Below are 20,594 nucleotides of genomic sequence, written 5' to 3' on the forward strand. Positions count from 1 at the left end.
CCTTAAGAAAATCAAAAAATATTCGTACAGATCATGATGAGGACTTGAATATGTTTCAGCTTTGCTATGCCAGCCAGAGTACCTCGACGGCTGAAAATTTACTGCAAGATTTACGCAATATTCTGATCGAAGCGCGCAATGCTAATACCCAGCATCAGGTATCGGGTGTGCTGTGCTATGCAGAGGGTTATTTTTTTCAATGTCTGCAAGGTGATGAACAGGCCGTTCAGGAAATTTTTGCCGGGATTGTTGGTGATCCGCGTCATCAGAATATCCAGATTTTTACCGAGAATCATGTTGCCCAGCAGCGTTTTCAGGATTGGGCCATGAAATATGTGATGCGTAATAGCGAGATCAAAGCCTATTTTCAGCAACTCGGTCATGCGCAATTTTTACCGCATCAATTAAATGCCACACAGGTTGATGGATTGCTTCAGGTGCTATATGAGGCGCTAAATCATTCGGTGGTAGATGAGGTGGCTTAAATCTGCTGCCTGCGTTATAAAAAGAATAAAAAAAGAACCTCCATTGAGATTCTCTTTTATTGAAAAGATTAAATAACTTTACGGTCCGGACGCTGGGTTAAACGGCACAACAGCTCATAACCAATGGTGCCATTGGCTGCTGCGACATCATCCACTAATCGTTGCTTACCCCAAAGCTCGACTTCCGTGCCTAACTGAACATCCAATCCAGTTACATCAATAGCAATCATATCCATGGCAACACGACCGACTACAGCTGCTTTTTGGCCTTTAATGGCGACAAAATTCTGCGCAAAGAAGGCACGTGGATAGCCATCACCGTAGCCAATGGACACAATAGCCAGTTGCATAGCTTTATCGGCAGTAAAGGTCGAGCCATAACCAACCTGTTCACCGGCCTGAATCTCATTTAAGGCAATAATTTCTGCGCTAAAGGTCATCACCGGTTTTAAATCTAGTGCATAAATATCTCGGTCTGCAAACGGAGTTGCGCCATAAAGCATGATGCCGGGACGGACAAAATCAAAATGCAGTTCCGGATATTTATAAATAGCAGCAGAATTACAGCACGAAGCTAAAATCGGTGCGCAGTCGTTTTTTACTTTCAGAAACTGACGGATCTGTTCATCATTCAGTGGATGATCAGCATCTGCATTGGCAAAGTGCATCGCCAGAACACAGGTAAAGCCGGCCGATTTTAATTGCTGAATGACCTCTTTAATCACCTCAAGTTTAAAGCCCAGACGGTTCATGCCGCTGTTGAGCTTAACCCAGACTTTCAGATTTTTAGAGATATAGGCATCTTTGTGCGCAATGAGCCATGCAACCTGTTCAGGCTGATGCACCACAATCTCGATATTCCGTTCAATGACAATTGGCATTTCATCTTTAGTGAACACGCCTTCAATCAGGGTGATGGGTTGCTGGAACCCCAGTTCACGAATTTCCAGTGCTTCTTGTAAACAGGCGACACCAAAGGCATCGCTGTCTTGTAAGGCTGCTAAGCAGTCTTTAACGCCATGTCCATAAGCATTGGCTTTGACCATACTGACAATTTTGGCAGTTGGGGCAAGTTGTCTGACACGGTTTAAATTATATTGAAGCGCAGCGCGATCAATATAAACTGTAGCTTGGCGCACCCTTATTTACTCCTACAGGGTCATGGAAAGGCAATGATGGCTGAATTATTCATCATCATCGTACTGAGCATAAAACTCAGGGGAAAGGTTACTAAAGCGGGTGTATTGGCCTTCAAACGCCAGACGCACGGTGCCAATCGGGCCGTTACGCTGTTTACCAATAATAATTTCGGCAGTACCGGCTTCTTTAGATTCCTTGTTATAGACCTCATCACGGTAAATGAACATGATCAAGTCGGCATCCTGCTCAATCGCACCCGATTCACGAAGGTCGGACATTACTGGGCGTTTGTTGGGACGGTTTTCCAGCGAGCGGTTGAGCTGGGAGAGGGCAATGACCGGACACTGCATTTCTTTGGCTAAGGCTTTCAAGCTACGCGAAATTTCTGAAATCTCGCCGACACGGTTATCGCCCATGCCCGGTACCTTCATCAGCTGCAAATAGTCGACCATGATACAGCCGAGTTTGCCGCCGTGCTGTTTGGCAATCCGGCGCGCACGCGAACGTACTTCGGTTGGAGGGAGCGCTGATGAGTCATCAATGTATAAATGCTTTTCTTGTAGCTGTAAAATGGTGCCGGTGACTTTGGACCATTCATCGCCGCTGAGTTTGCCGGAACGTAAATTCCCCTGATGCACTTTGCCATACGAGGAAATCAGACGCATGGCAATTGAATCGGCTGGCATTTCCATGGAGTAAACCAGCGCCGGCAGGTCGTTATTGAACAGTACACTTTCAACCAGGTTCATGGCAAAGGTGGTTTTACCCATTGACGGACGGGCCGCAACAATAATCAGGTCGCCAGCTTGCATCCCCGAAGTTTTATTGTCCAGCTCGACAAAGCCGGTGGTCAGACCGGTAATGTTGCCATCCATTTGCGACAGTTCATTTAACTTGTCGAAGACATCGGCCACGACGGTATTAATGGCTTTCGGACCGGCATTTTTCTTGTTGTTATTGTGCTGCTCGGCAATCTGGAAAATATTGGTTTCAGCGAGGTCTAGAATTTCACTGACAGTGCGGCCTTTGGTGTCATAGGCATTTTGCAGAATTTCCGAGCTGACTTTAATCATGTTTCTTAAGGTCGCAAACTCTTTAATTTTAGCCGCATAAGTTTCCAGGTTATAGAAACTCGATGGTGAATCGGCCATCAGCTGCATGAGATATTCTTCACCACCAATGGCATCAAGCAGATTGTGCTTGATCAGCCAGTCATTGACCAGAACGGCATCATAAGGGGAGTTTTCTTTGGCCAGGGTATCAATGGCACGGTAAATATATTTGTGTCGCGTGGCGTAGAAATCGGATTCCTGTAATACATCTCCGACCTGTTCCAGTGATTCGGCCACGGTCATGAGGGCAGCCAGAACGGCCTGCTCAATGGCCAGGTTATGCGGCGGGGTGCGAAACTCTTTGAGCGCACCGGAATCGTTGCTGGAACTCTCTGTTTTGACTGGAGTTGGTTTGGTGTTGGCCAGCGCCTGTGACATATAATTCCCTGATTTTAATACGATGAATACCAAATAAAACCGGTGGTCTTATAGCATGAATTCAATAAACGGTGTAACCACAAATCATACGCGCTCTGGCAAAAAAAGCGAGCAGATTTTAAGAACGGATAGCTTACAAAAAGGTGAGGAGATTTTTACAGAAATAAAAAAAGAGCATGCCAAGGCATGCCCTTTTTTCTTGCGAGAAATTACTCAGATACGATAGTAACGAGAACTTCAGCAACAACATCATGGTGCAATTGGATTGCGATGTTGAATTCACCAGTGTGACGAAGCGCACCGTTTGGTAAACGAACTTCTGAACGGTCTACTTCTAAACCAGCGTTCGTTAACGCGTCAGCGATGTCACGAGTACCGATTGAACCGAATAATTTACCTTCATCACCCGCTTTCGCAGTGATTACGATATTTACTTCGTTCAGTTGGTCAGCACGTGCTTGAGCAGCAGCCAATACTTCAGCTTCTTGCTTCTCAAGTTCAGCACGACGAGCTTCAAAAGCAGCAGTGTTTGCTTCAGTCGCAGCAACTGCTTTACCTTGAGGGATAAGGAAGTTACGGCCGTAACCAGCTTTAACTGATACTTTATCGCCTAATTTACCAAGGTTTTTAATGCGTTGTAATAAGATAATATCCACAGCTCAACCTCACTTATGATTGTCAGTGTAAGGGATCAACGCTAAGTAGCGAGCTTGTTTGATCGCAAGCGCTAATTGACGTTGGTAACGAGCTTTAGTACCTGTAATACGGCTAGGAACGATCTTGCCGTTTTCAGTGATGTACTGTTTTAAAGTATCGATATCTTTGTAGTCGATGTACGTAACGTTCTCAGCTGTAAAGCGGCAGAACTTGCGACGACGGTAAAAACGTGCCATTGATGTTCTCCTTATGCTTCAGCAGAGTCTTGGTTAACTTGTTGTGCTTCTTCACGTTGAGCTTTACGCGCACGTTTTTCTTCAGCACTCTTAGCCAGTAAAGACTCTTCAGTGATAGCGTTTTCACGACGGATGATTAAGCTACGAAGGATCGCGTCGTTATAACGGAACAATTCTTCAAGTTCATCAAGAGTCGTTTGACCACATTCAACGTTCATTAAAATGTAGTGCGCTTTGTGAATTTTGTTAATTGGGTAAGCCAATTGACGACGGCCCCAATCTTCTAAACGGTGAATTTGACCTTCAGCTTCTTTGATGTGAGTCAGGTAACGTTCTACCATACCCACAACTTGATCGCTTTGGTCTGGGTGTACCAAAAGTACGATTTCGTAGTGACGCATTGTCAGCTCCTTACGGTTTATGCAGCCCCTGACCAAATAGCCAGAAGCAAGGAGTCACAACCAGGGTTGTGTCGCAAAATTGCGAAGCGTGAATTTTAGTGCTTTTGCTAACGAAATACAAGCCATTGAACAAAGAGCTTGATCACTTATTTCAACAAAAGAGTGAGGTGGGGAATTATGGTAATAAGCTTACTAATAGAGAGTAAGTATCTATAAATCAGAAAAAGAGATCGAAGAAAAGAAAACTGGAATTAGAAGGGGAGTCCCATCTTAAAAGATAGAGAGGGCTCTATCTTTTAAAAGAGGATGATTGAATTTGCAGGAGCTTGCGCAGTAATGCTGAAGCTTAAACTGATCACGGTAATTAAAATTACAGAGAACAGGAACAAGCGTTTTGCCCACAGCTGATCATTTTCTGCTTTAAAGCCGAGGATGGCAATGTACAGCCAGTAAATACACAGGGCATTTAAAATCAGCAGATATAACCAGTTGGCATATCCAAATACAAATAAGGCATTCATGACCACTGTAAACAGAATCACATAAATTAGCGACTCTACTTTGGTGCGATACACAGAACGCGCCACAGGTAAAATTGGAATACCTGCATTTTTGTAGTCATCGAAGCGGTAAATGGCAATCGCCCAGGAATGCGGCATTTGCCACAGTGCATAGCCCAGAAAAATAAGCAGGGCAGCCAGGTCAAACTGGTTTGCAACCGCAGTATAACCAATAACCGGTGGGCTTGCGCCCGAAATACTACCAATAATGGTCTGATGAATGGTGGTGCGTTTGGTCCATAAGCTATAAAAGCCGACATAAACTACAAAACCAATCACGGCAAAAAGGAAAGCGTACGCATTTACCCCAAACCATAAAATGCTAAAACCCAGTACACCCAGCACTAAAGCAAACGCTAAAGCAACCGGAACTGAAATGGTTTTTTTTACCATCGCACGATTTTGTGTACGTTGCATTTTTTGGTCGATGTCTTGGTCAATTACGTTATTAACCACACATCCAGATGCCACTACCAGGGTAGTGCCCAGAAGGGTAAGAAGCAGGAGAAGGAAATCTACAGAACCTTGAGTGGCTACAAAGTAGCCACCCAAAGTGGTAACGAAGTTACCGAAGAGAATTCCTGGCTTAGTCAGGAATAAATACTTTTTCAGCATGACAACCAGTTTAGATCATCATGTTGTAGTGAAGGTAGTTCATAATCCATACTGAACCCACTAACAGAATAGCGATACAGAGGATTGTATAAATAAACGCAATCACGTTCCAGCGTTGTTCTGAAGACGAGTTCATGTGCAGGAAGTAAACTAACTGTACAAGAACCTGAGCAACCGCAGTAATCGCAATAACTGTGACCAGCAGACCGCGGCTAAAACCACCTGCCATAACCATACCAAAAGGAATAACGGTTAAAATAACAGACAGGATAAAGCCAACAGAGTACTGCTTGAAGTTACCGTGTGATGCGCCAGCAGCGTTGTGATCGTGACCCATTATAGAACTCCCATCAAGTAAACGACGCTGAATACACAGATCCATACGATGTCAAGGAAGTGCCAGAACAAGCTTAGGCAAGCAAGACGACGCATGTTAGGTAGAGTCAAACCATATTTCTTGATTTGAATCATTAACACGATCATCCATACCAGACCAGAAGTAACGTGAATACCGTGCGTACCAACTAAAGTAAAGAACGCAGATAAGAACGCACTAACGCTTGGGCCATGACCAGCGTGAACTAAATGATTGAACTCATATAGTTCCATGCCAATAAAGATCGCACCGAAGATCCATGTGATGCCTAACCAAGTTAAAACTTTAGCAACATCTTTTTTGTATGCAGCCAGAACTGCAAAACCAAAGGTTACTGAAGAGATCAGCAGGGCGAAGGTTTCAGTTAAAACGAAACCTAAAGACTCGCCAAAAAGATCTTTTGCACTTGGAGTACCAACTGGAACGTGGCTGCTTAATACAGCGAATGCAATGAAGAGTGTACCGAAAATGATCAAGTCACTCATCAAGTAAGTCCAGAAACCAAAGACAGTGATGTCAGTATCATCGTGATGATGATGCTCATCGTGTCCGTGGTTGTCGTGATGAAGTACCTCAGCCATTGTCTTAGTCCTTCTTCAAGTGTTTTTCAAGTAAGGCATAACGTTCGTTTTCAATGCGTTCTACTTCTGCTGCAGGAACATAGTAGTCCACTTTCTTCGTGAACGAGCTCACGATGAACGAAATGATAGACGCGATAAACGTTACAACTACTAACCACCAGATGTGCCAGATAAGTGCAAAGCCCATTACTGTGATAAACATAGCAATCACAAAGCCCGCAGCACGGTTGGTTGGCATGTGGATGTCTTCGTACTTCGCTGGTTTCGCGTAAGCTACGCCATTCTCTTTGTCAGTCCAGAAAGTATCAATACCATTGATCTTTGGAAGATGCGCAAAGTTATAGAACGGAGCAGGAGATGAAGTCGCCCATTCAAGGGTACGGCCATCCCAAGGGTCGCCAGTGTGGTCAAGACGCTGGTTACGTTGCAAGAAGCCAACAATGATTTGCATTAAGAAGCATGCAATACCAATGGCAATCATTACCGCACCCACCATCGCGATCATGACATATGGGTCCCAATCTGGGTTGTCATATGTGTTCAGACGACGCGTCATACCCATGAAACCAAGGATATACAGCGGCATGAACGCAAAGTAGAAACCTAAGAACCAGAACCAGAATGCAGCTTTACCCCAAGTTTCATTCAGTCTCCAACCAAACATTTTTGGCCAGTAGAAAATGATACCTGCGAACATCGCGAATACTACACCACCAATAATTACGTTATGGAAGTGAGCGATCAGGAATAAAGAGTTGTGTACCAGGAAGTCCGCTGGTGGAACTGCCATTAATACACCTGTTAAACCACCGATACCGAAAGTCACCAGGAAGCCAAGTGTCCACAGCATTGGAGTTGTGTAGGTGATGCGGCCCTTGTACATGGTGAATAACCAAGAGAAGATTTTCACACCCGTCGGGATCGCAATAATCATGGTCATGATACCGAAGAACGCGTTAACGTTGGCACCTGCACCCATGGTAAAGAAGTGGTGAACCCATACAACGAAAGACAATACAGTAATTGCTACAGTTGCATACACCATTGATTTGTAGCCGAACAACGTTTTACGAGAGAACGTCGCAACAACTTCTGAGTAAATACCAAATGCTGGTAATACCAAGATATAAACTTCAGGGTGACCCCAAGTCCAGATCAGGTTTACATACAACATTGGGCTACCACCCATGTCGTTTGTAAAGAAGTGGAAACCGAAGTAACGGTCAAGCGTTAACATTGCAATTGTTGCAGTTAACACAGGGAACGCAGCAATGATCAGTACCGCTGTACATAAAGATGTCCAGGTAAAGATCGGCATGTCCATTAACTTCATGCCAGGCGCACGCATCTTGATGATGGTAACGAAGAAGTTAACACCCGTTAGAAGCGTACCTAAACCGGAGATCTGTAATGCCCAGATGTAGTAGTCCATACCTACGCCTGGAGAGTATTCAATACCTGACAGTGGAGGATAAGCCATCCAGCCTGTTGCAGCGAACTCACCAAGTGCAAGTGAAACCATCATCAGACCCGCAGCACCAGCGAACAGCCAGAAGCTTAAAGAGTTTAATAATGGGAAGGCAACGTCACGAGCACCAATCTGTAAAGGTACAGAGATGTTCATCAAGCCTACTACAAGACCCATTGCCACGAAGAAGATCATGATCACACCGTGCGCGGTGAAGATCTGGTCGTAGTGCTCAGGGTGTAAATAACCTTCGCCACCACCTCGTGCAAGGAATTGCTGAAGACGCATCATGATCGCATCGGCGAAACCACGCAGTAGCATGACCACAGACACGATGATATACATGATACCAATTTTTTTATGGTCTACAGATGTGAACCATTCATTCCACAGGTAACCCCATTTCTTGAAGTAGGTAATACCCGCAACAAGAACGAGACCGCCCAGGATCATCATTACAACTGTAGCCTGTACGATTGGATCGTACGGAATTGCATCTAGTCCTAACTTACCAAACATGTCTTATTCCTCTACAGAAGCAGTCGCATGTTCAACGTTTACATGAGCTTCTGAAGCAGGCGCTTCAAGCGCAGTTTCAGCTTGAGCTGAATGGTCTGCACCATGATAGTTACTCATGTATTTATTGATCACAGATTCAAACAAGCCTTGCTCTACAGAAGAGTAATAAGTCACAGGATGTGGCTGAGTCTTATAAGGACCTTCTGCTTCAGCAGTTGCAGCAAGTTTTTTCTCTAGTTCTGTTTTCGCGTTACGAACCATTGCATCAATTTGTTTCTGTGAACGGTTACCGTCACGTAAAGATGCAAATTCAGCTTGATCTAGAACTGTTTTTTGAACAGCTTCAGGATTGATCGTTGTGCCTTGTCCGGCTTTAACCGCAGTTACCCATTGATCAAAATCGGCTTCAGTTACAGAGTGAGCAAGGAAGCGCATTTGAGAGAAACCGTAACCTGAGTAGTTAGACGAGAAGCCGCGGTATTGACCAGTGCTGTTCGCTAATAGGTTCAGGTGAGTCTGCATACCCGCCATTGCATAAATCTGACCAGACAATGCAGGGATAAAGAACGAGTTCATTGTAAAGTTAGATGTTAAACGAAGGCTTACCGGCGTTTGCTCTGGGAAGCGGATTTCGTTAACAGTCGCAATGTTCTGTTCTGGGTAGATGAAGATCCATTTGAATTGTTCGGCAATAACCTGAACAGTTAATGGAGCCTTATCTGACTCGATTGGACGGTATGGGTCATACTTGTGGGAACCCCACCAAGTTAACCAAGCTAAAATACCAATAATAATAACCGGGATACCCCAAACCACGATTTCAATCGCAGTAGAGTGTGCCCATGTTGGTTTATAGTCTGCATCTTTATTTGATGCGCGATATTTCCAACCAAACCATAATGCCATGATGATTGAAGGAATCACCACTAATAGCATCAAGTAGATCGCAGTCATCATCAGGTTCGATTGACCTTCAGCAACTGGACCTTGCGAGTTTAGAAGTACCATATCACCACCACACCCGGTTAAGAGTGCAGCCATCGTAGATAAAGACAATACAGCTAAAATCGTTTGTCTCATTTTACAACCTCGGTGAAGAGTCCCATTCCCTAATTTAATTATGGGATAGCGATTATAGTGTCGCATGATTGATAAGTATTTTTTTGACGCAAAAATCCTTGTCGATCATGATACACCGCTACGTTGTAGGGCATTATGCCTGATATCGACAAACTAAGCTACTCAAAAAGCGGCTTTAAATGACTGTAATAAAAACCGATTTTGTCACTCGGAATTAACTTTTTTACAAAATATTTTTATTTGTATATCAATGTAATGAATAAAAAAGGGATGAAATTTCATCCCTTTTTTGATCTTTTATTTTTCTTGCTTTACGACTTTGGTTTTGGCCAGTTTGTCATGCAAAGTCTGACGTTTTTCACCCAAAGCGAAGATATAATCGGCAATTGTAATAAACGGCATGAATAACAGATTCAAAATAATGAAAACCAGGGTACGCAGGGCAAATACGCGGGTCAGGCCTACTTTGCTGTGGTCTTCAGCATCGACAATCTTGATTTTGGTTAAACGTTTACCAATACTCTGTCCACTTTTGGCCAGCAGAAACGCCTGAATCCCGAGCATAATCAGCAGGTAAATAGCCATCATTTGCCAGGCATCGGCAGGAATCAGGCGAAACAGTTCTGACTGTAATTGCACGGCCTGATCAGAGCTGGTGGCTGACTGCATTTTCTGTTGCAGTTCAGACAGTTGACCAAACTGGTCCTGCGTTAAAAAGAAAGATGGAATGGCGGCAGCCGGTAACCACAGCAACAGGTCAATAATTTTCGCCAGTGCACGGGTGCCGATAGAGGCCAGTTCGGTTTGAGTGGCTTTTGCTTGCGGCTGGTTCAGGCTTGAATTGTTATAGCTGGCAGTATTCTGCGGCTGCTGAAACGGTGATGCTTCCGGTGCGGCCGGCGCAGGCTCGTAGCCTTCAGGTTGATATACAAGTTTACCTTGGGTGAGCTCACCTAAAGCTTTCCATTCTGTCATCCCTTGATGCCATGCAAGATCTGTCAGTAACACTTGCTGGCTGGCAAGCATCTGGTTTACTTGCTCCAAGGTATATGGACCGGCTTGTTGATTATTTCGTGCCAAGTAAATCTGCATAAAGTTTTAATCTCAAATCTATAAATAAAAAAGACCCAATGAATGGGTCTTTTTTAACATGTTTTATTAAGCTTGTTGAGCTTTTTCTTCAGCAAGGAAGAACCAGGTGTCTAATACTGAGTCTGGGTTCAGCGACACAGATTCAATCCCTTGTTCCATCAGCCATTTTGCCAGGTCAGGGTGGTCAGATGGACCTTGACCACAGATGCCGACATATTTGCCCGCTTTACGGCAAGCATGAATCGCCATCGACAGCAGGGCTTTTACCGCTGCATCACGTTCATCAAACAGGTGAGAAACAATACCTGAGTCACGGTCTAAACCAAGGGTTAACTGGGTCAAGTCGTTTGAACCGATTGAGAAACCGTCGAAGTGTTCAAGGAATTGCTCAGCCAACAGGGCGTTGGTTGGTAATTCACACATCATGATCACTTTCAGACCATTTTCACCACGTTTCAGGCCATTTTGTGCCAGCAGTTCCATCACACGTTTCGCTTCAGCCACAGTACGTACAAATGGAATCATGATTTGTACGTTGGTTAAGCCCATTTCATCACGGACTTTTTTCAGTGCGCGACATTCAAGCTCGAAGCAGTCACGGAAGTTGTCTGATACATAACGGCTTGCACCACGGAAGCCTAGCATCGGGTTTTCTTCTTCCGGCTCGTATAACTTACCGCCAATCAGGTTGGCATATTCGTTTGATTTGAAGTCAGACATACGCACGATGACTGGCTTGTCTGCAAACGCGGCTGCCAGCGTTGAAATACCTTCTACCAGTTTTTCAACATAGAATTCAACTGGAGAAGTATAACCCGCAGTACGTGCCATTACGGCTGCACGTGTTTCACGTGGCAAGCTGTCAATATTCAGTAATGCTTTTGGATGCACACCGATCATACGGTTAATGATGAACTCAAGACGTGCCAAACCAATGCCTTCGTTTGGAATTTGCGCGAAGTCAAACGCACGGTCCGGGTTACCCACGTTCATCATGATCTTGAATGGCAGCGCAGGCATCGACTCGATTGAGTTACGTTGTACTTCAAAATCTAAAGCACCTTCGTAAATGAAACCGGTATCACCTTCAGCACAAGATACTGTCACTTCCTGACCGTCAGTCAAGACTTCAGTGGCATTACCACAACCCACAATTGCAGGAACACCTAATTCACGCGCAATAATCGCAGCGTGACAGGTACGACCACCACGGTTCGTGACAATGGCAGCGGCACGTTTCATCACTGGTTCCCAATCCGGGTCGGTCATGTCAGAAACCAGTACATCACCGTCTTGGACTTTGTCCATTTCTTTAATCGAGGTTACGATGCGAACTTTACCAGACCCGATACGCTGACCAATTGAACGGCCTTCACACAATACCGTGCCGCGTTGTTTCAGCAGGTAACGCTCCATGGTGCCCACGTTTTGACGACTTTTCACTGTTTCCGGACGCGCCTGAACAATGTAAATTAAACCGTCATCACCATCTTTGGCCCATTCGATGTCCATTGGTGCACCGTAGTGCTCTTCAATGATTAACGCCTGTTTTGCCAGTTCTTGCAGTTCGTGATCGTTTAAGGCGAACTGTTGACGGTCGGCTTTTTCAACATCAACCACAACCACAGATTTACCAGCCGCACCTTCTTCACCATAAATCATTTTCTGGTGTTTAGAACCGAGGTTACGACGTAGAACTGCGTGTTTACCTGCTCTTAACAGTGGCTTAGAGATATAGAATTCGTCCGGGTTGACCGCACCTTGTACCACCATTTCACCCAGACCGTAAGAAGCCGTAATAAAGACTGCATCACGGAAACCAGATTCTGTATCCAGGGTGAACATTACACCTGCGGCACCTGTTTCTGAGCGCACCATGCGTTGTACGCCAGCAGACAGGGCAACAACATCATGGTCAAAGTTTTGGTGTACGCGGTAAGAAATTGCGCGGTCGTTGTACAAAGAGGCAAATACTTCTTTAATGGCAATCAGGACGTTGTCGATGCCACGGATGTTCAGGAAAGTTTCCTGTTGACCCGCGAAAGAAGCATCTGGCAAATCTTCTGCGGTAGCAGATGAACGAACGGCAACCGCGATGTCAGGGTTGCCGTTAGAAAGTTCTGCGAAAGCATCGCGGATTTCTTTTTCAAGTTCTGCCGTAAGCGGAGTGTCGACAATCCATTGACGGATTTTTGCGCCTGTCTCAGCAAGAGCATTGACGTCATCTACATTTAACGTTTTAAGCTCGGCTTGAATTTTAGCGTTTAGGCCACTTTGCTCGAGAAATTCACGATAAGCTTGAGCCGTTGTCGCAAAGCCACCTGGTACAGAGACGCCAGCATTAGACAAATGGCTGATCATTTCGCCCAGAGATGAGTTTTTCCCACCTACGAGCTCAACGTCGTGTTTCCCTAATTTTTCTAGACCAATTACGCGCGCTTCCAAAGTTATTACTCCACTTTTGCAGTATTAATCACTATCTTGGCATGAAATTATATTGAATATGCTTAGCTTTTTGATTTAACTAAGCGACAGTCATGTAAGATCAGTTTACTATAAAGATTATATAGCACTAAGACAAATGTTTAAGGAGAATTTTAATGTCCGAAGGTAAACAAATTAAGCGGAGTGTGTTCTTTATTTCCGATGGAACCGCAATTACAGCCGAAACCTTGGGACACTCCCTTTTAGCGCAGTTTCCGAATGTCGATTTTGACATTCATATTATTCCCTATATCAGCTCGGAAGAAGCAGCCACCGATGTGGTGTCAGAAATTAACCGACGTGCTAAATTAGACGGTCAGCCGCCACTGGTATTTGATACGTTGGTCGATCCGTATGTGCGCGATATTATCAATACCGCCAATGCCGTCAATCTGGACGTATTTGAGGGGTTGATCAGCAAACTGGCCGATGAGCTGGGCACACAGCCAACCACGCTGGTAGGGCAGACCCATGCTGTAACTGATTCAGAATCGTATAAAGCGCGAATTGATGCGGTACATTTTGCTTTGGACAATGATGATGGCGCACGTACCCGTCACTATGACAAAGCTGATCTGATTCTCATTGGCGTATCCCGTTCTGGTAAAACCCCAACCTCGATTTATTTGTCATTACAGTTTGGTATACGTGTGGCCAACTATCCACTGACCGAAGAAGATCTGGATGATAACCGTTTGCCAGCTGTGCTGCGTCCACACAAACATAAATTATTCGGTTTGATGATTGATGCCGAGCGTCTGGTGGCAATTCGTACCGAACGTAAAGCCAATAGCCGTTATGCCAGCTTTAACCAGTGCCAGATGGAATTACGTGCCATTGAAGGCATTTATATTTCTGAAGGTATTAAATACCTGAATGTGTCTGAAATGTCGATTGAAGAAATTTCGACCCGTGTCCTGCAAATGACCGGTCTGAAACGTCGTATTGGTTAAGTAATTGTTGTTAAAGCTGGAATACTACAGGCTGCAGTATTCCAGTGGATATTAGACTGAAAATAAATTAAAAAACTAAAAAATCGGCCTAAAATCCTGTTTCATCCATTGCTCTCATCGGCTTGAAAATTAATAACACTTTTCTCTTAATTTACCGCTCTTTTAATTTACTTGTACCTGTATTTACTTTTCCGGATTACGGTGAGTCGTAATAATCACATCGACCTTATATTCACTGCCATCAATGGTATAAATACTGTGTTCTGCAATTCGGGCAATGGGCCAGGTAATTAACTGACAGTTGTCACGTTGCAGCGCAGCATAATAACTGTCCGATTTAAAATAGGCGTGCTGGGTATCGGCAATATTCGGGGTCAGCTGACGTTTTAGCCAGGTATCTACCACCTGCGCATCTAAAAAGCGCAAGGCCAGAATATTCTTGACCCGGTTGTTAAACAGCCGGCGGTTTTTAAATACCAGCGGATGGCTGATTAAACGATGGATACCGCGTTCGGTACTAGGTAATACAAAATGCGGTTCAATCTGAAAGACTTTAACCTGACTGGCGACCTGGGCAATTTTGTCCAGCTGCGAGACACTGTCCTGATTGGCACCAATAATCGCCACGCTGCGTTGACTGAAGTCATGCTGTTTGCTGTCTTTGGCATTGATGCAAAGCCCCTGAAAGGCATGAAAGTCTGCTGCACAATTTTCAAAAAAGCTTTTGCCGGTATCCTGCTGTTTAACGACCATGAGGGCATCCTTTCATTCTTGGTTTTATCAATTTAGATGTTTTACTCTATTTTTAGTCAGCTCTTGCTGGAAGGTAAAGCGCTTTAACTATCTGGCCAGTCATTTCGGTCACGGTGACGAAAATATCAGTGCAGGATGGGGCGAGAATAGATTCACCGTCACAATAAAAAAAGCCTGTAAATCCACACGGTTTACAGGCTCCATTACAGCTCGATGAAACTTATTTGAGCTGCATCAGGTAGTCAAAGTTTTGCAGACGTTTTTCAGTGTCATAGACATCACAGGTAAAGATAAACTCATCGACCTCATAACGGCTCAACAACTGTTCTAAGCCGGCTTTAACAGTCGAAGGTGAGCCAATTTGACCCATGGCATAGAAGTTATCCACCGACATTTTTTCAGCCGGTGACCATAAACCGTCCATGCTGGCGACTGGCGCTTTCAGTTTCAGGCTCTGACCACGCATTAAACCTAAAACCCGCTGATAGGCACTGGTGGCCAAAAACTGCGCTTCTTCATCGGTGGCCGCCACGACCGTTGGCACGCCCATCGATACATAAGGCCGATCTAGATATTCAGACGGCTGGAAGTTATCCCGATACAGCTGAATGGCCTGACCGAGCATCCGCGGCGCAAAGTGTGAGGCAAACGAGTAGGGCAGACCCAATCGGGCTGCCAGCTGGGCACTAAACAGGCTGGAACCGAGTAACCAGACCGGAACATGGGTGCCTTGTCCCGGCGTCGCTACAATGCGTTGCTGCGGTTCAGGTTCTTTGAAATAGTGCAGAATTTCCAGCACATCTTGCGGGAACTGGTCTTCAGTTTCCTGACGGCCACGGCGCAAGGCACGCATGGTGGTCTGATCAGTGCCGGGCGCACGACCAAGACCCAGCTCAATCCGGTCCGGATAGAGTGTAGCCAGTGTACCGAACTGTTCTGCCACCACTAAAGGGGCGTGGTTGGGCAACATAATCCCGCCAGAGCCGACTTTTAAAGTCTGGGTGTTGGCCAGAATGTAGCCGAGCAGCACCGCTGTGGCCGAGCTGGCAATGCCGTCCATATTATGATGTTCAGCCAGCCAGAAGCGGGCATAGCCCAGTTTTTCTGCCCGTTGCGCCAGCTCTAGCGCATGATGCAGGGAAAATTGAATGGTTTTATCGTCACGAACCGGTGCCAGTTCCAGAATGGAAAATTGTGTGTCTTTTAAACTGCGCATTGGCGTTCTCTATTCACATATCTATGGCTCACAGCATACGTTGTGTCCCGATGTTTGTATATCGTTTTTTTTCGATATAAGGTTTCATCGTGTAAAACAACACAAGCACCCGAGGGTGCTTGTGATAGGTTTAGATTCTGAACTTTGAAATTAACGGCGTTTTCCGTTTTTATAATGACCCAGATGCAGGCCATTATCACTGCGGTAACGGTCATTATAACGATAGTCGTTGTAACGGTAGCCACGGCTGTCGTAGCGACGATCATAACGGTCATCATAACGGCGATCTTCGCTGACTTTGGTACCTAACACTGCACCGGCACCACCACCTAAGGCTGCGCCAATATAACCACCATTGCTGCCGGCCATGTTTTTACCGACACTATAACCACCAGCGCTACCTAAAGCGGCACCAATGGCTGCACCATTGCGGTCACGTTTATCGGCAGAGACTGCTGCACCACCGGCACCACCCAAGGCAGAACCAATTAACGCACCGGTTGAGCCGCCCATTTGCTGGCCAATGGCTGCACCGACCACACCACCTAAAGCGGAACCTACTGCGACACGGGTGTTGTTGTCGGCGTGTGCTGTACCCATCATAAGCGCTGAGCTGGCCAGTACTGTACTCAATAAAATTTTGTTGATCTTCATGGTTACACTCCAAAGAGCACATTCAATTTGTCTTGACTTTAATGTAGAAAAACTTTGAGAAAAGATCGTGGAGGGCACAGGTGTCAAAATGCTAATTTTGGTCAATGCTGTGTAATTTTTCTGTCGAATCTCTTCATAATTGCCTCCTCATCCATCTACTGAAAAAATGAAATCCCAGGCGTAAAAAAAGCATCCTGAAGATGCTTTTTTTACAAGGGGAGAATTAACGACGACGTTTTTTCTTCCATTTACGTTCCTGGTAACGGTCGTATTCTTTATCTTTGGAAATCTTGTTACCCAGCGCTGCACCACCGGCTGCACCGAGCGCTGCACCAATATAACCACCGTTAGTACCGCCCATGTTCTGACCCACGGTATAACCCGCACCGCCACCTAAGGCACCGCCAATGGCAGATTCAGTACGATGGCGTTTGTTACTGGCTACAGCTGCGCCACCTGCACCACCTAAAGCCGCACCAATGGTTGCACCCGTGGTACCGCCCATGTTTTTACCTAAGGCTGTACCTGCGACACTACCTAAGGCACTGGCTGCAGCTACACGGGTCGCATTGTCAGCATGTGCATTCACCGTCATGAAAGAAGTGGCAGCAAGCGTTGCACTTAATAAAACAGCATTGAGTTTCATATTCACTCCATGTCCAAGAGCGGACTTTTTAATGTCATTTGATGGCAGTAAATGTAACAAAAGGATTCCCTGCAAATATGGAGAGGCACCTTCATAATTCAGTGCTTTGGTTTCGGCTTTGTATAAGTTGTATTAAAACTGTCGATTTTATCGGCAGCCCAGACTTTAAATTGAAAGAGGCAGGATGCATCTCTTGCACGCTGTAGCGTATTTGCCGGATTTGGCCATCAACCACGCAGTTTCTGCTACGAATAAAGATGTTATTTGCTGGCCAGAATCGTTAAACTATGGCAATTTTTTGATTTCGCTGGCCTTATTGAATTAGGGCGACAGCCTGTATATTGAGATAATTTGCACAATGAAAGAATCGTTACGTTTACGATTAGATCAACTTTCTGACCGTCACGAAGAATTAACAGCACTCTTGGCCGATGCTGAAGTCATTTCCGATAACAAACGCTTTCGCCAGCTGTCGCGCGAACACAATGACCTGAGCGAAATTACCGAAGTCTGGGGCAAATATACCCAGGCCGAAGCCGATATTGAAACGGCTGAAGCAATGCTGTCCGATCCTGACTTTAAAGAGATGGCGCAGGAAGAGATCAAGGAAAACAAGGCACTGATTGAACAGCTGGAAGCGGATTTAAACATCCTGATGATTCCTAAAGATCCGAATGATGCCAACTCGGCCTATCTGGAAATTCGTGCCGGCACCGGTGGTGATGAAGCAGCAATTTTCTCCGGCGATTTATTCCGCATGTACAGCAAATATGCCGAATCTCAAGGCTGGCGTATTGAAGTGCTGTCAGAAAACGAAGGCGAACACGGCGGCTATAAAGAAGTGATTTGTCTGGTTAATGGTGACGGGGTCTATGGCCGCCTGAAATTTGAAAGTGGCGCACATCGTGTCCAGCGTGTTCCGGCAACTGAATCGCAAGGCCGTGTACATACGTCCGCCTGTACCGTGGCTATTTTGCCTGAAATTGATGTCGATACCACGGTGGATATTAACCCGGCAGATTTACGTATTGATACCTACCGCGCGTCGGGTGCTGGTGGTCAGCACGTCAACAAAACTGACTCTGCGGTGCGTATTACCCATATTCCAACCGGAACGGTAGTGGAATGTCAGGAAGAACGTTCGCAGCACAAGAACAAAGCCAAAGCCATGGCCTTATTGGCCTCACGTCTGGAAAATGCCAAACGTGCTGCAGCAGATGCTGCCACTTCGGAAATGCGTCGTGACTTGGTCGGTTCCGGTGACCGTTCCGAGCGTATTCGCACCTATAACTATCCGCAAGGGCGGATGACCGATCATCGTATTAACTTAACTTTATATAAGTTAGATGCAGTGATGGAAGGTGATTTAACCGAATTGCTGGACAGCCTGCACCGTGAATATCAGGCCGATCAGCTGGCTTTACTTGCCCAGCAAAATGGTGGCTAATGAAAATTGCCGATGCACTGGCCATTCGTGGCGTAGTAGACAGCTACGAACGTCAGGAAAATCTCTGGCTACTGGAGCATATTCTAGGTTTATCTGCCTTGGCGCTGAAATATCAGGCCGATCGTGAGCTAAGCCCAGAACAGGAACAGCAATATCTTGCGGGTATTGCCCGGATTGAAGCAGGGGAACCCTTGGCCTATGTCACCGGTTCACAGCCATTCTGGACACTGGATTTAAAAGTCACACCAGATACCCTGGTGCCAAGACCAGATACCGAAGTACTGGTAGAAAGCTGTTTGCAACTGGATTTACCGGCACAAGCGGCGATTATCGACTTGGGTACCGGCACCGGTGCGATTGCCTTGGCCTTGGCATCGGAACGTCCGGATTGGCAGGTGACTGCAACCGATATTTATCCGCCGACTCTGGCGGTTGCCAAAGAAAATGCGCAGACGCATAACTTGGAGCGGGTAGAGTTTAAGCTGGGCGCCTGGTTTGCTGCTTTAGGCGTTCCTGCCGAGCCGAGGTTTGATCTGATTGTGTCGAATCCACCGTATATTGCGGCTGATGATGTACATATGAAAGATTTGGCCACCGAACCTGAACGGGCCTTAGTGGCGGCCAAGCAGGGCTTATCTGATCTTGAGATTATTATTCAGCAAGGCAAGCACTGGTTAAAACCGCAAGGCTGGATTGCTGTAGAGCATGGTTATGATCAGGCAGTAGCTGTGCAAAATATCTTTAACGATGCCGGTTTTGTTGCGGTACGCACCATTCTGGATTATGGCGGTAATGATCGGGTGACTATCGGCCAACTCGGCGATTAAGTCAGGTTGCCTTTAATCGCCTGAATGGCCGGAGGTAATTCTTCACCCAAGGCACTCAGCATTTCCCGTTCGATTAGCCGGACCATGGCACTCAGTGGCAGGTCATTGTCTTGCAGGCCAAACGGTTCTTCCAGCTGTTCGCTTAAGGCATCCAAGCCCAAAAACAGATAGGCAATCAATCCCACCAGAATGGGGGTCCAGATACCTAAATTCGCCTCTAAACTAAAAGGCAGAATAAAGCAGAAACAGTACACGGTGCGGTGTAGCAATACCGAATACGAAAACGGCAAAGGTGTGGTCAGAATCCGGTCACAACCGGCCTGAATATCCCCTAAGCTGATAATGTGCTTGTTCAGGCCATGATAGACAATATCTGACAGTTCGCCGCTGTGCAGGGCCTTGACCAGATCTTTCTGAATCTGTTCCAGAATAAACTGGGCGGCATTAATATGCCCAAACAGCGCCTGATAATCGGCCGGGCTTAAATTGACCTTGTTATGATAAAAATCAATCGGCTCATTCTGGGTGCGCAGCCGGTTTTTCAGTAAATTGCTAAACAGCATTACCCGATACATCAGCACCTGACGTTCGGCGGGCGGCAACACATAGGAATCACGGGCAAGATGGCGTGAGGTGGCAATCAGCTGCCCCCATAATTTGCGGCCTTCCCACCAGCGTTCATAACTGGCAGTATTTCTGAAACTGAGGAAAATCGACAGGATAACCCCGAAAATGGTAAAGCCAATCGCGGGCACGGCCGGCGCCTGTACATAATGATGCGAGGACAGATAGACCAGCACGGTGGAAATGAACACCACCATCATTAAGGCCGGCATGACCTTGGGCAAGATGGTGCCTGACCATGCAAAAAGTAATGCGAAACTGTTGCTTTTATCCCGAATAATCATAGTGCT

At 45.8% G+C, this 20,594-nt stretch carries 21 protein-coding genes; 4 read left to right on the top strand and 17 right to left on the bottom strand.

Features of this window, described 5'->3' with window-relative positions; translation table 11 throughout:
• Positions 1 to 50: 50 nt before the first annotated feature.
• A complete protein-coding gene (locus FTU67_RS03735) occupies positions 51 to 485 on the top strand; it encodes a BLUF domain-containing protein (RefSeq protein ID WP_016659098.1) in 435 nt (144 codons plus the stop codon).
• 68 nt (positions 486 to 553) lie between these two features.
• Here FTU67_RS03735 and alr read toward each other — a convergent pair whose 3' ends face one another.
• The 12 genes from alr to ppsA all read right to left on the bottom strand — a co-directional run bounded on the left by alr (position 554) and on the right by ppsA (position 13,145).
• Positions 554 to 1,624 (bottom strand): alanine racemase, encoded by a 1,071-nt coding sequence (gene alr / locus FTU67_RS03740; RefSeq protein ID WP_180061418.1) that lies wholly within the window; start codon positions 1,622 to 1,624, stop codon positions 554 to 556.
• 45 nt (positions 1,625 to 1,669) lie between these two features.
• Positions 1,670 to 3,115 carry a replicative DNA helicase gene (dnaB, locus tag FTU67_RS03745; protein WP_180061419.1) on the bottom strand — a complete coding sequence of 482 codons (1,446 nt, stop codon included), beginning with the start codon at positions 3,113 to 3,115 and terminating at the stop codon, positions 1,670 to 1,672.
• Between the two features lie 209 nt (positions 3,116 to 3,324).
• Positions 3,325 to 3,771, bottom strand: coding sequence for a 50S ribosomal protein L9 (gene rplI / locus FTU67_RS03750; protein WP_005178742.1), 447 nt, complete (start codon positions 3,769 to 3,771; stop codon positions 3,325 to 3,327).
• Positions 3,772 to 3,780: 9 nt separating this feature from the next.
• Positions 3,781 to 4,008: a 30S ribosomal protein S18 gene (gene rpsR / locus FTU67_RS03755; protein ID WP_004719336.1), complete on the bottom strand. Its 228-nt coding sequence runs from the start codon at positions 4,006 to 4,008 to the stop codon at positions 3,781 to 3,783.
• 11 nt (positions 4,009 to 4,019) lie between these two features.
• Positions 4,020 to 4,409, bottom strand: coding sequence for a 30S ribosomal protein S6 (rpsF, locus tag FTU67_RS03760; RefSeq protein ID WP_005178734.1), 390 nt, complete (start codon positions 4,407 to 4,409; stop codon positions 4,020 to 4,022).
• 296 nt (positions 4,410 to 4,705) lie between these two features.
• Positions 4,706 to 5,584 (bottom strand): heme o synthase, encoded by an 879-nt coding sequence (cyoE, locus tag FTU67_RS03765; protein WP_180061420.1) that lies wholly within the window; start codon positions 5,582 to 5,584, stop codon positions 4,706 to 4,708.
• A 10-nt stretch (positions 5,585 to 5,594) separates the two neighbouring features.
• The gene (locus FTU67_RS03770) at positions 5,595 to 5,924 is read right to left on the bottom strand and encodes a cytochrome o ubiquinol oxidase subunit IV (protein WP_171065104.1); all 330 of its coding nucleotides are present in this window, start codon (positions 5,922 to 5,924) and stop codon (positions 5,595 to 5,597) included.
• Positions 5,921 to 6,541, bottom strand: a complete 621-nt coding sequence (cyoC, locus tag FTU67_RS03775; RefSeq protein ID WP_005178726.1) for a cytochrome o ubiquinol oxidase subunit III — start codon at positions 6,539 to 6,541, stop codon at positions 5,921 to 5,923. Before cyoC ends, FTU67_RS03770 begins: the two co-directional genes overlap by 4 nt.
• Positions 6,542 to 6,545: 4 nt before the next feature.
• Positions 6,546 to 8,528 carry a cytochrome o ubiquinol oxidase subunit I gene (gene cyoB, locus FTU67_RS03780; RefSeq protein ID WP_005178725.1) on the bottom strand — a complete coding sequence of 661 codons (1,983 nt, stop codon included), beginning with the start codon at positions 8,526 to 8,528 and terminating at the stop codon, positions 6,546 to 6,548.
• Positions 8,529 to 8,531: 3 nt separating this feature from the next.
• On the bottom strand, positions 8,532 to 9,608 hold the full coding sequence (gene cyoA / locus FTU67_RS03785) for a ubiquinol oxidase subunit II (RefSeq protein WP_005178724.1): 1,077 nt from the start codon (positions 9,606 to 9,608) through the stop codon (positions 8,532 to 8,534).
• A 297-nt stretch (positions 9,609 to 9,905) separates the two neighbouring features.
• Positions 9,906 to 10,700, bottom strand: coding sequence for an RDD family protein (locus FTU67_RS03790; RefSeq protein ID WP_075166879.1), 795 nt, complete (start codon positions 10,698 to 10,700; stop codon positions 9,906 to 9,908).
• Positions 10,701 to 10,766: 66 nt separating this feature from the next.
• Positions 10,767 to 13,145 carry a phosphoenolpyruvate synthase gene (ppsA, locus tag FTU67_RS03795; protein ID WP_005178721.1) on the bottom strand — a complete coding sequence of 793 codons (2,379 nt, stop codon included), beginning with the start codon at positions 13,143 to 13,145 and terminating at the stop codon, positions 10,767 to 10,769.
• Between the two features lie 155 nt (positions 13,146 to 13,300).
• Here ppsA and FTU67_RS03800 point away from each other — a divergent pair, with 155 nt between their 5' ends.
• The gene (locus tag FTU67_RS03800; protein ID WP_180061421.1) at positions 13,301 to 14,137 is read left to right on the top strand and encodes a pyruvate, water dikinase regulatory protein; all 837 of its coding nucleotides are present in this window, start codon (positions 13,301 to 13,303) and stop codon (positions 14,135 to 14,137) included.
• Positions 14,138 to 14,320: 183 nt separating this feature from the next.
• On the opposite strand, the gene FTU67_RS03805 is transcribed toward FTU67_RS03800, so the two are convergent.
• The 4 genes from FTU67_RS03805 to FTU67_RS03820 form a co-directional block, all read right to left on the bottom strand.
• Positions 14,321 to 14,890, bottom strand: a complete 570-nt coding sequence (locus tag FTU67_RS03805; RefSeq protein ID WP_180061422.1) for a flavoprotein — start codon at positions 14,888 to 14,890, stop codon at positions 14,321 to 14,323.
• 220 nt (positions 14,891 to 15,110) lie between these two features.
• Positions 15,111 to 16,106, bottom strand: a complete 996-nt coding sequence (locus tag FTU67_RS03810) for an LLM class flavin-dependent oxidoreductase (protein ID WP_005178716.1) — start codon at positions 16,104 to 16,106, stop codon at positions 15,111 to 15,113.
• A gap of 150 nt (positions 16,107 to 16,256) precedes the next feature.
• Positions 16,257 to 16,760 carry a glycine zipper domain-containing protein gene (locus FTU67_RS03815; RefSeq protein ID WP_005178715.1) on the bottom strand — a complete coding sequence of 168 codons (504 nt, stop codon included), beginning with the start codon at positions 16,758 to 16,760 and terminating at the stop codon, positions 16,257 to 16,259.
• Between the two features lie 223 nt (positions 16,761 to 16,983).
• On the bottom strand, positions 16,984 to 17,406 hold the full coding sequence (locus FTU67_RS03820) for a glycine zipper domain-containing protein (protein WP_005178713.1): 423 nt from the start codon (positions 17,404 to 17,406) through the stop codon (positions 16,984 to 16,986).
• A 358-nt stretch (positions 17,407 to 17,764) separates the two neighbouring features.
• On the opposite strand from FTU67_RS03820, the gene prfA reads away from it, so the two are divergent.
• Together prfA and prmC are read left to right on the top strand one after the other, a co-directional pair.
• Positions 17,765 to 18,853 (top strand): peptide chain release factor 1, encoded by a 1,089-nt coding sequence (gene prfA / locus FTU67_RS03825; RefSeq protein WP_005178710.1) that lies wholly within the window; start codon positions 17,765 to 17,767, stop codon positions 18,851 to 18,853.
• A complete protein-coding gene (prmC, locus tag FTU67_RS03830) occupies positions 18,853 to 19,680 on the top strand; it encodes a peptide chain release factor N(5)-glutamine methyltransferase (RefSeq protein ID WP_180061423.1) in 828 nt (275 codons plus the stop codon). The genes prfA and prmC overlap by 1 nt, the downstream gene beginning before the upstream one ends.
• Here the strand turns inward: prmC and FTU67_RS03835 are convergent.
• Entirely contained in the window at positions 19,677 to 20,588 is a 912-nt protein-coding gene (locus FTU67_RS03835; protein WP_005178708.1) for a bestrophin family protein, read from the bottom strand. The genes prmC and FTU67_RS03835 overlap by 4 nt on opposite strands.
• Positions 20,589 to 20,594 lie beyond the last annotated feature (6 nt).

The sequence above is a fragment of the Acinetobacter sp. YH12132 genome, from assembly GCF_013418645.1.
Classification (GTDB): Bacteria; Pseudomonadota; Gammaproteobacteria; order Pseudomonadales; family Moraxellaceae; genus Acinetobacter; species Acinetobacter indicus.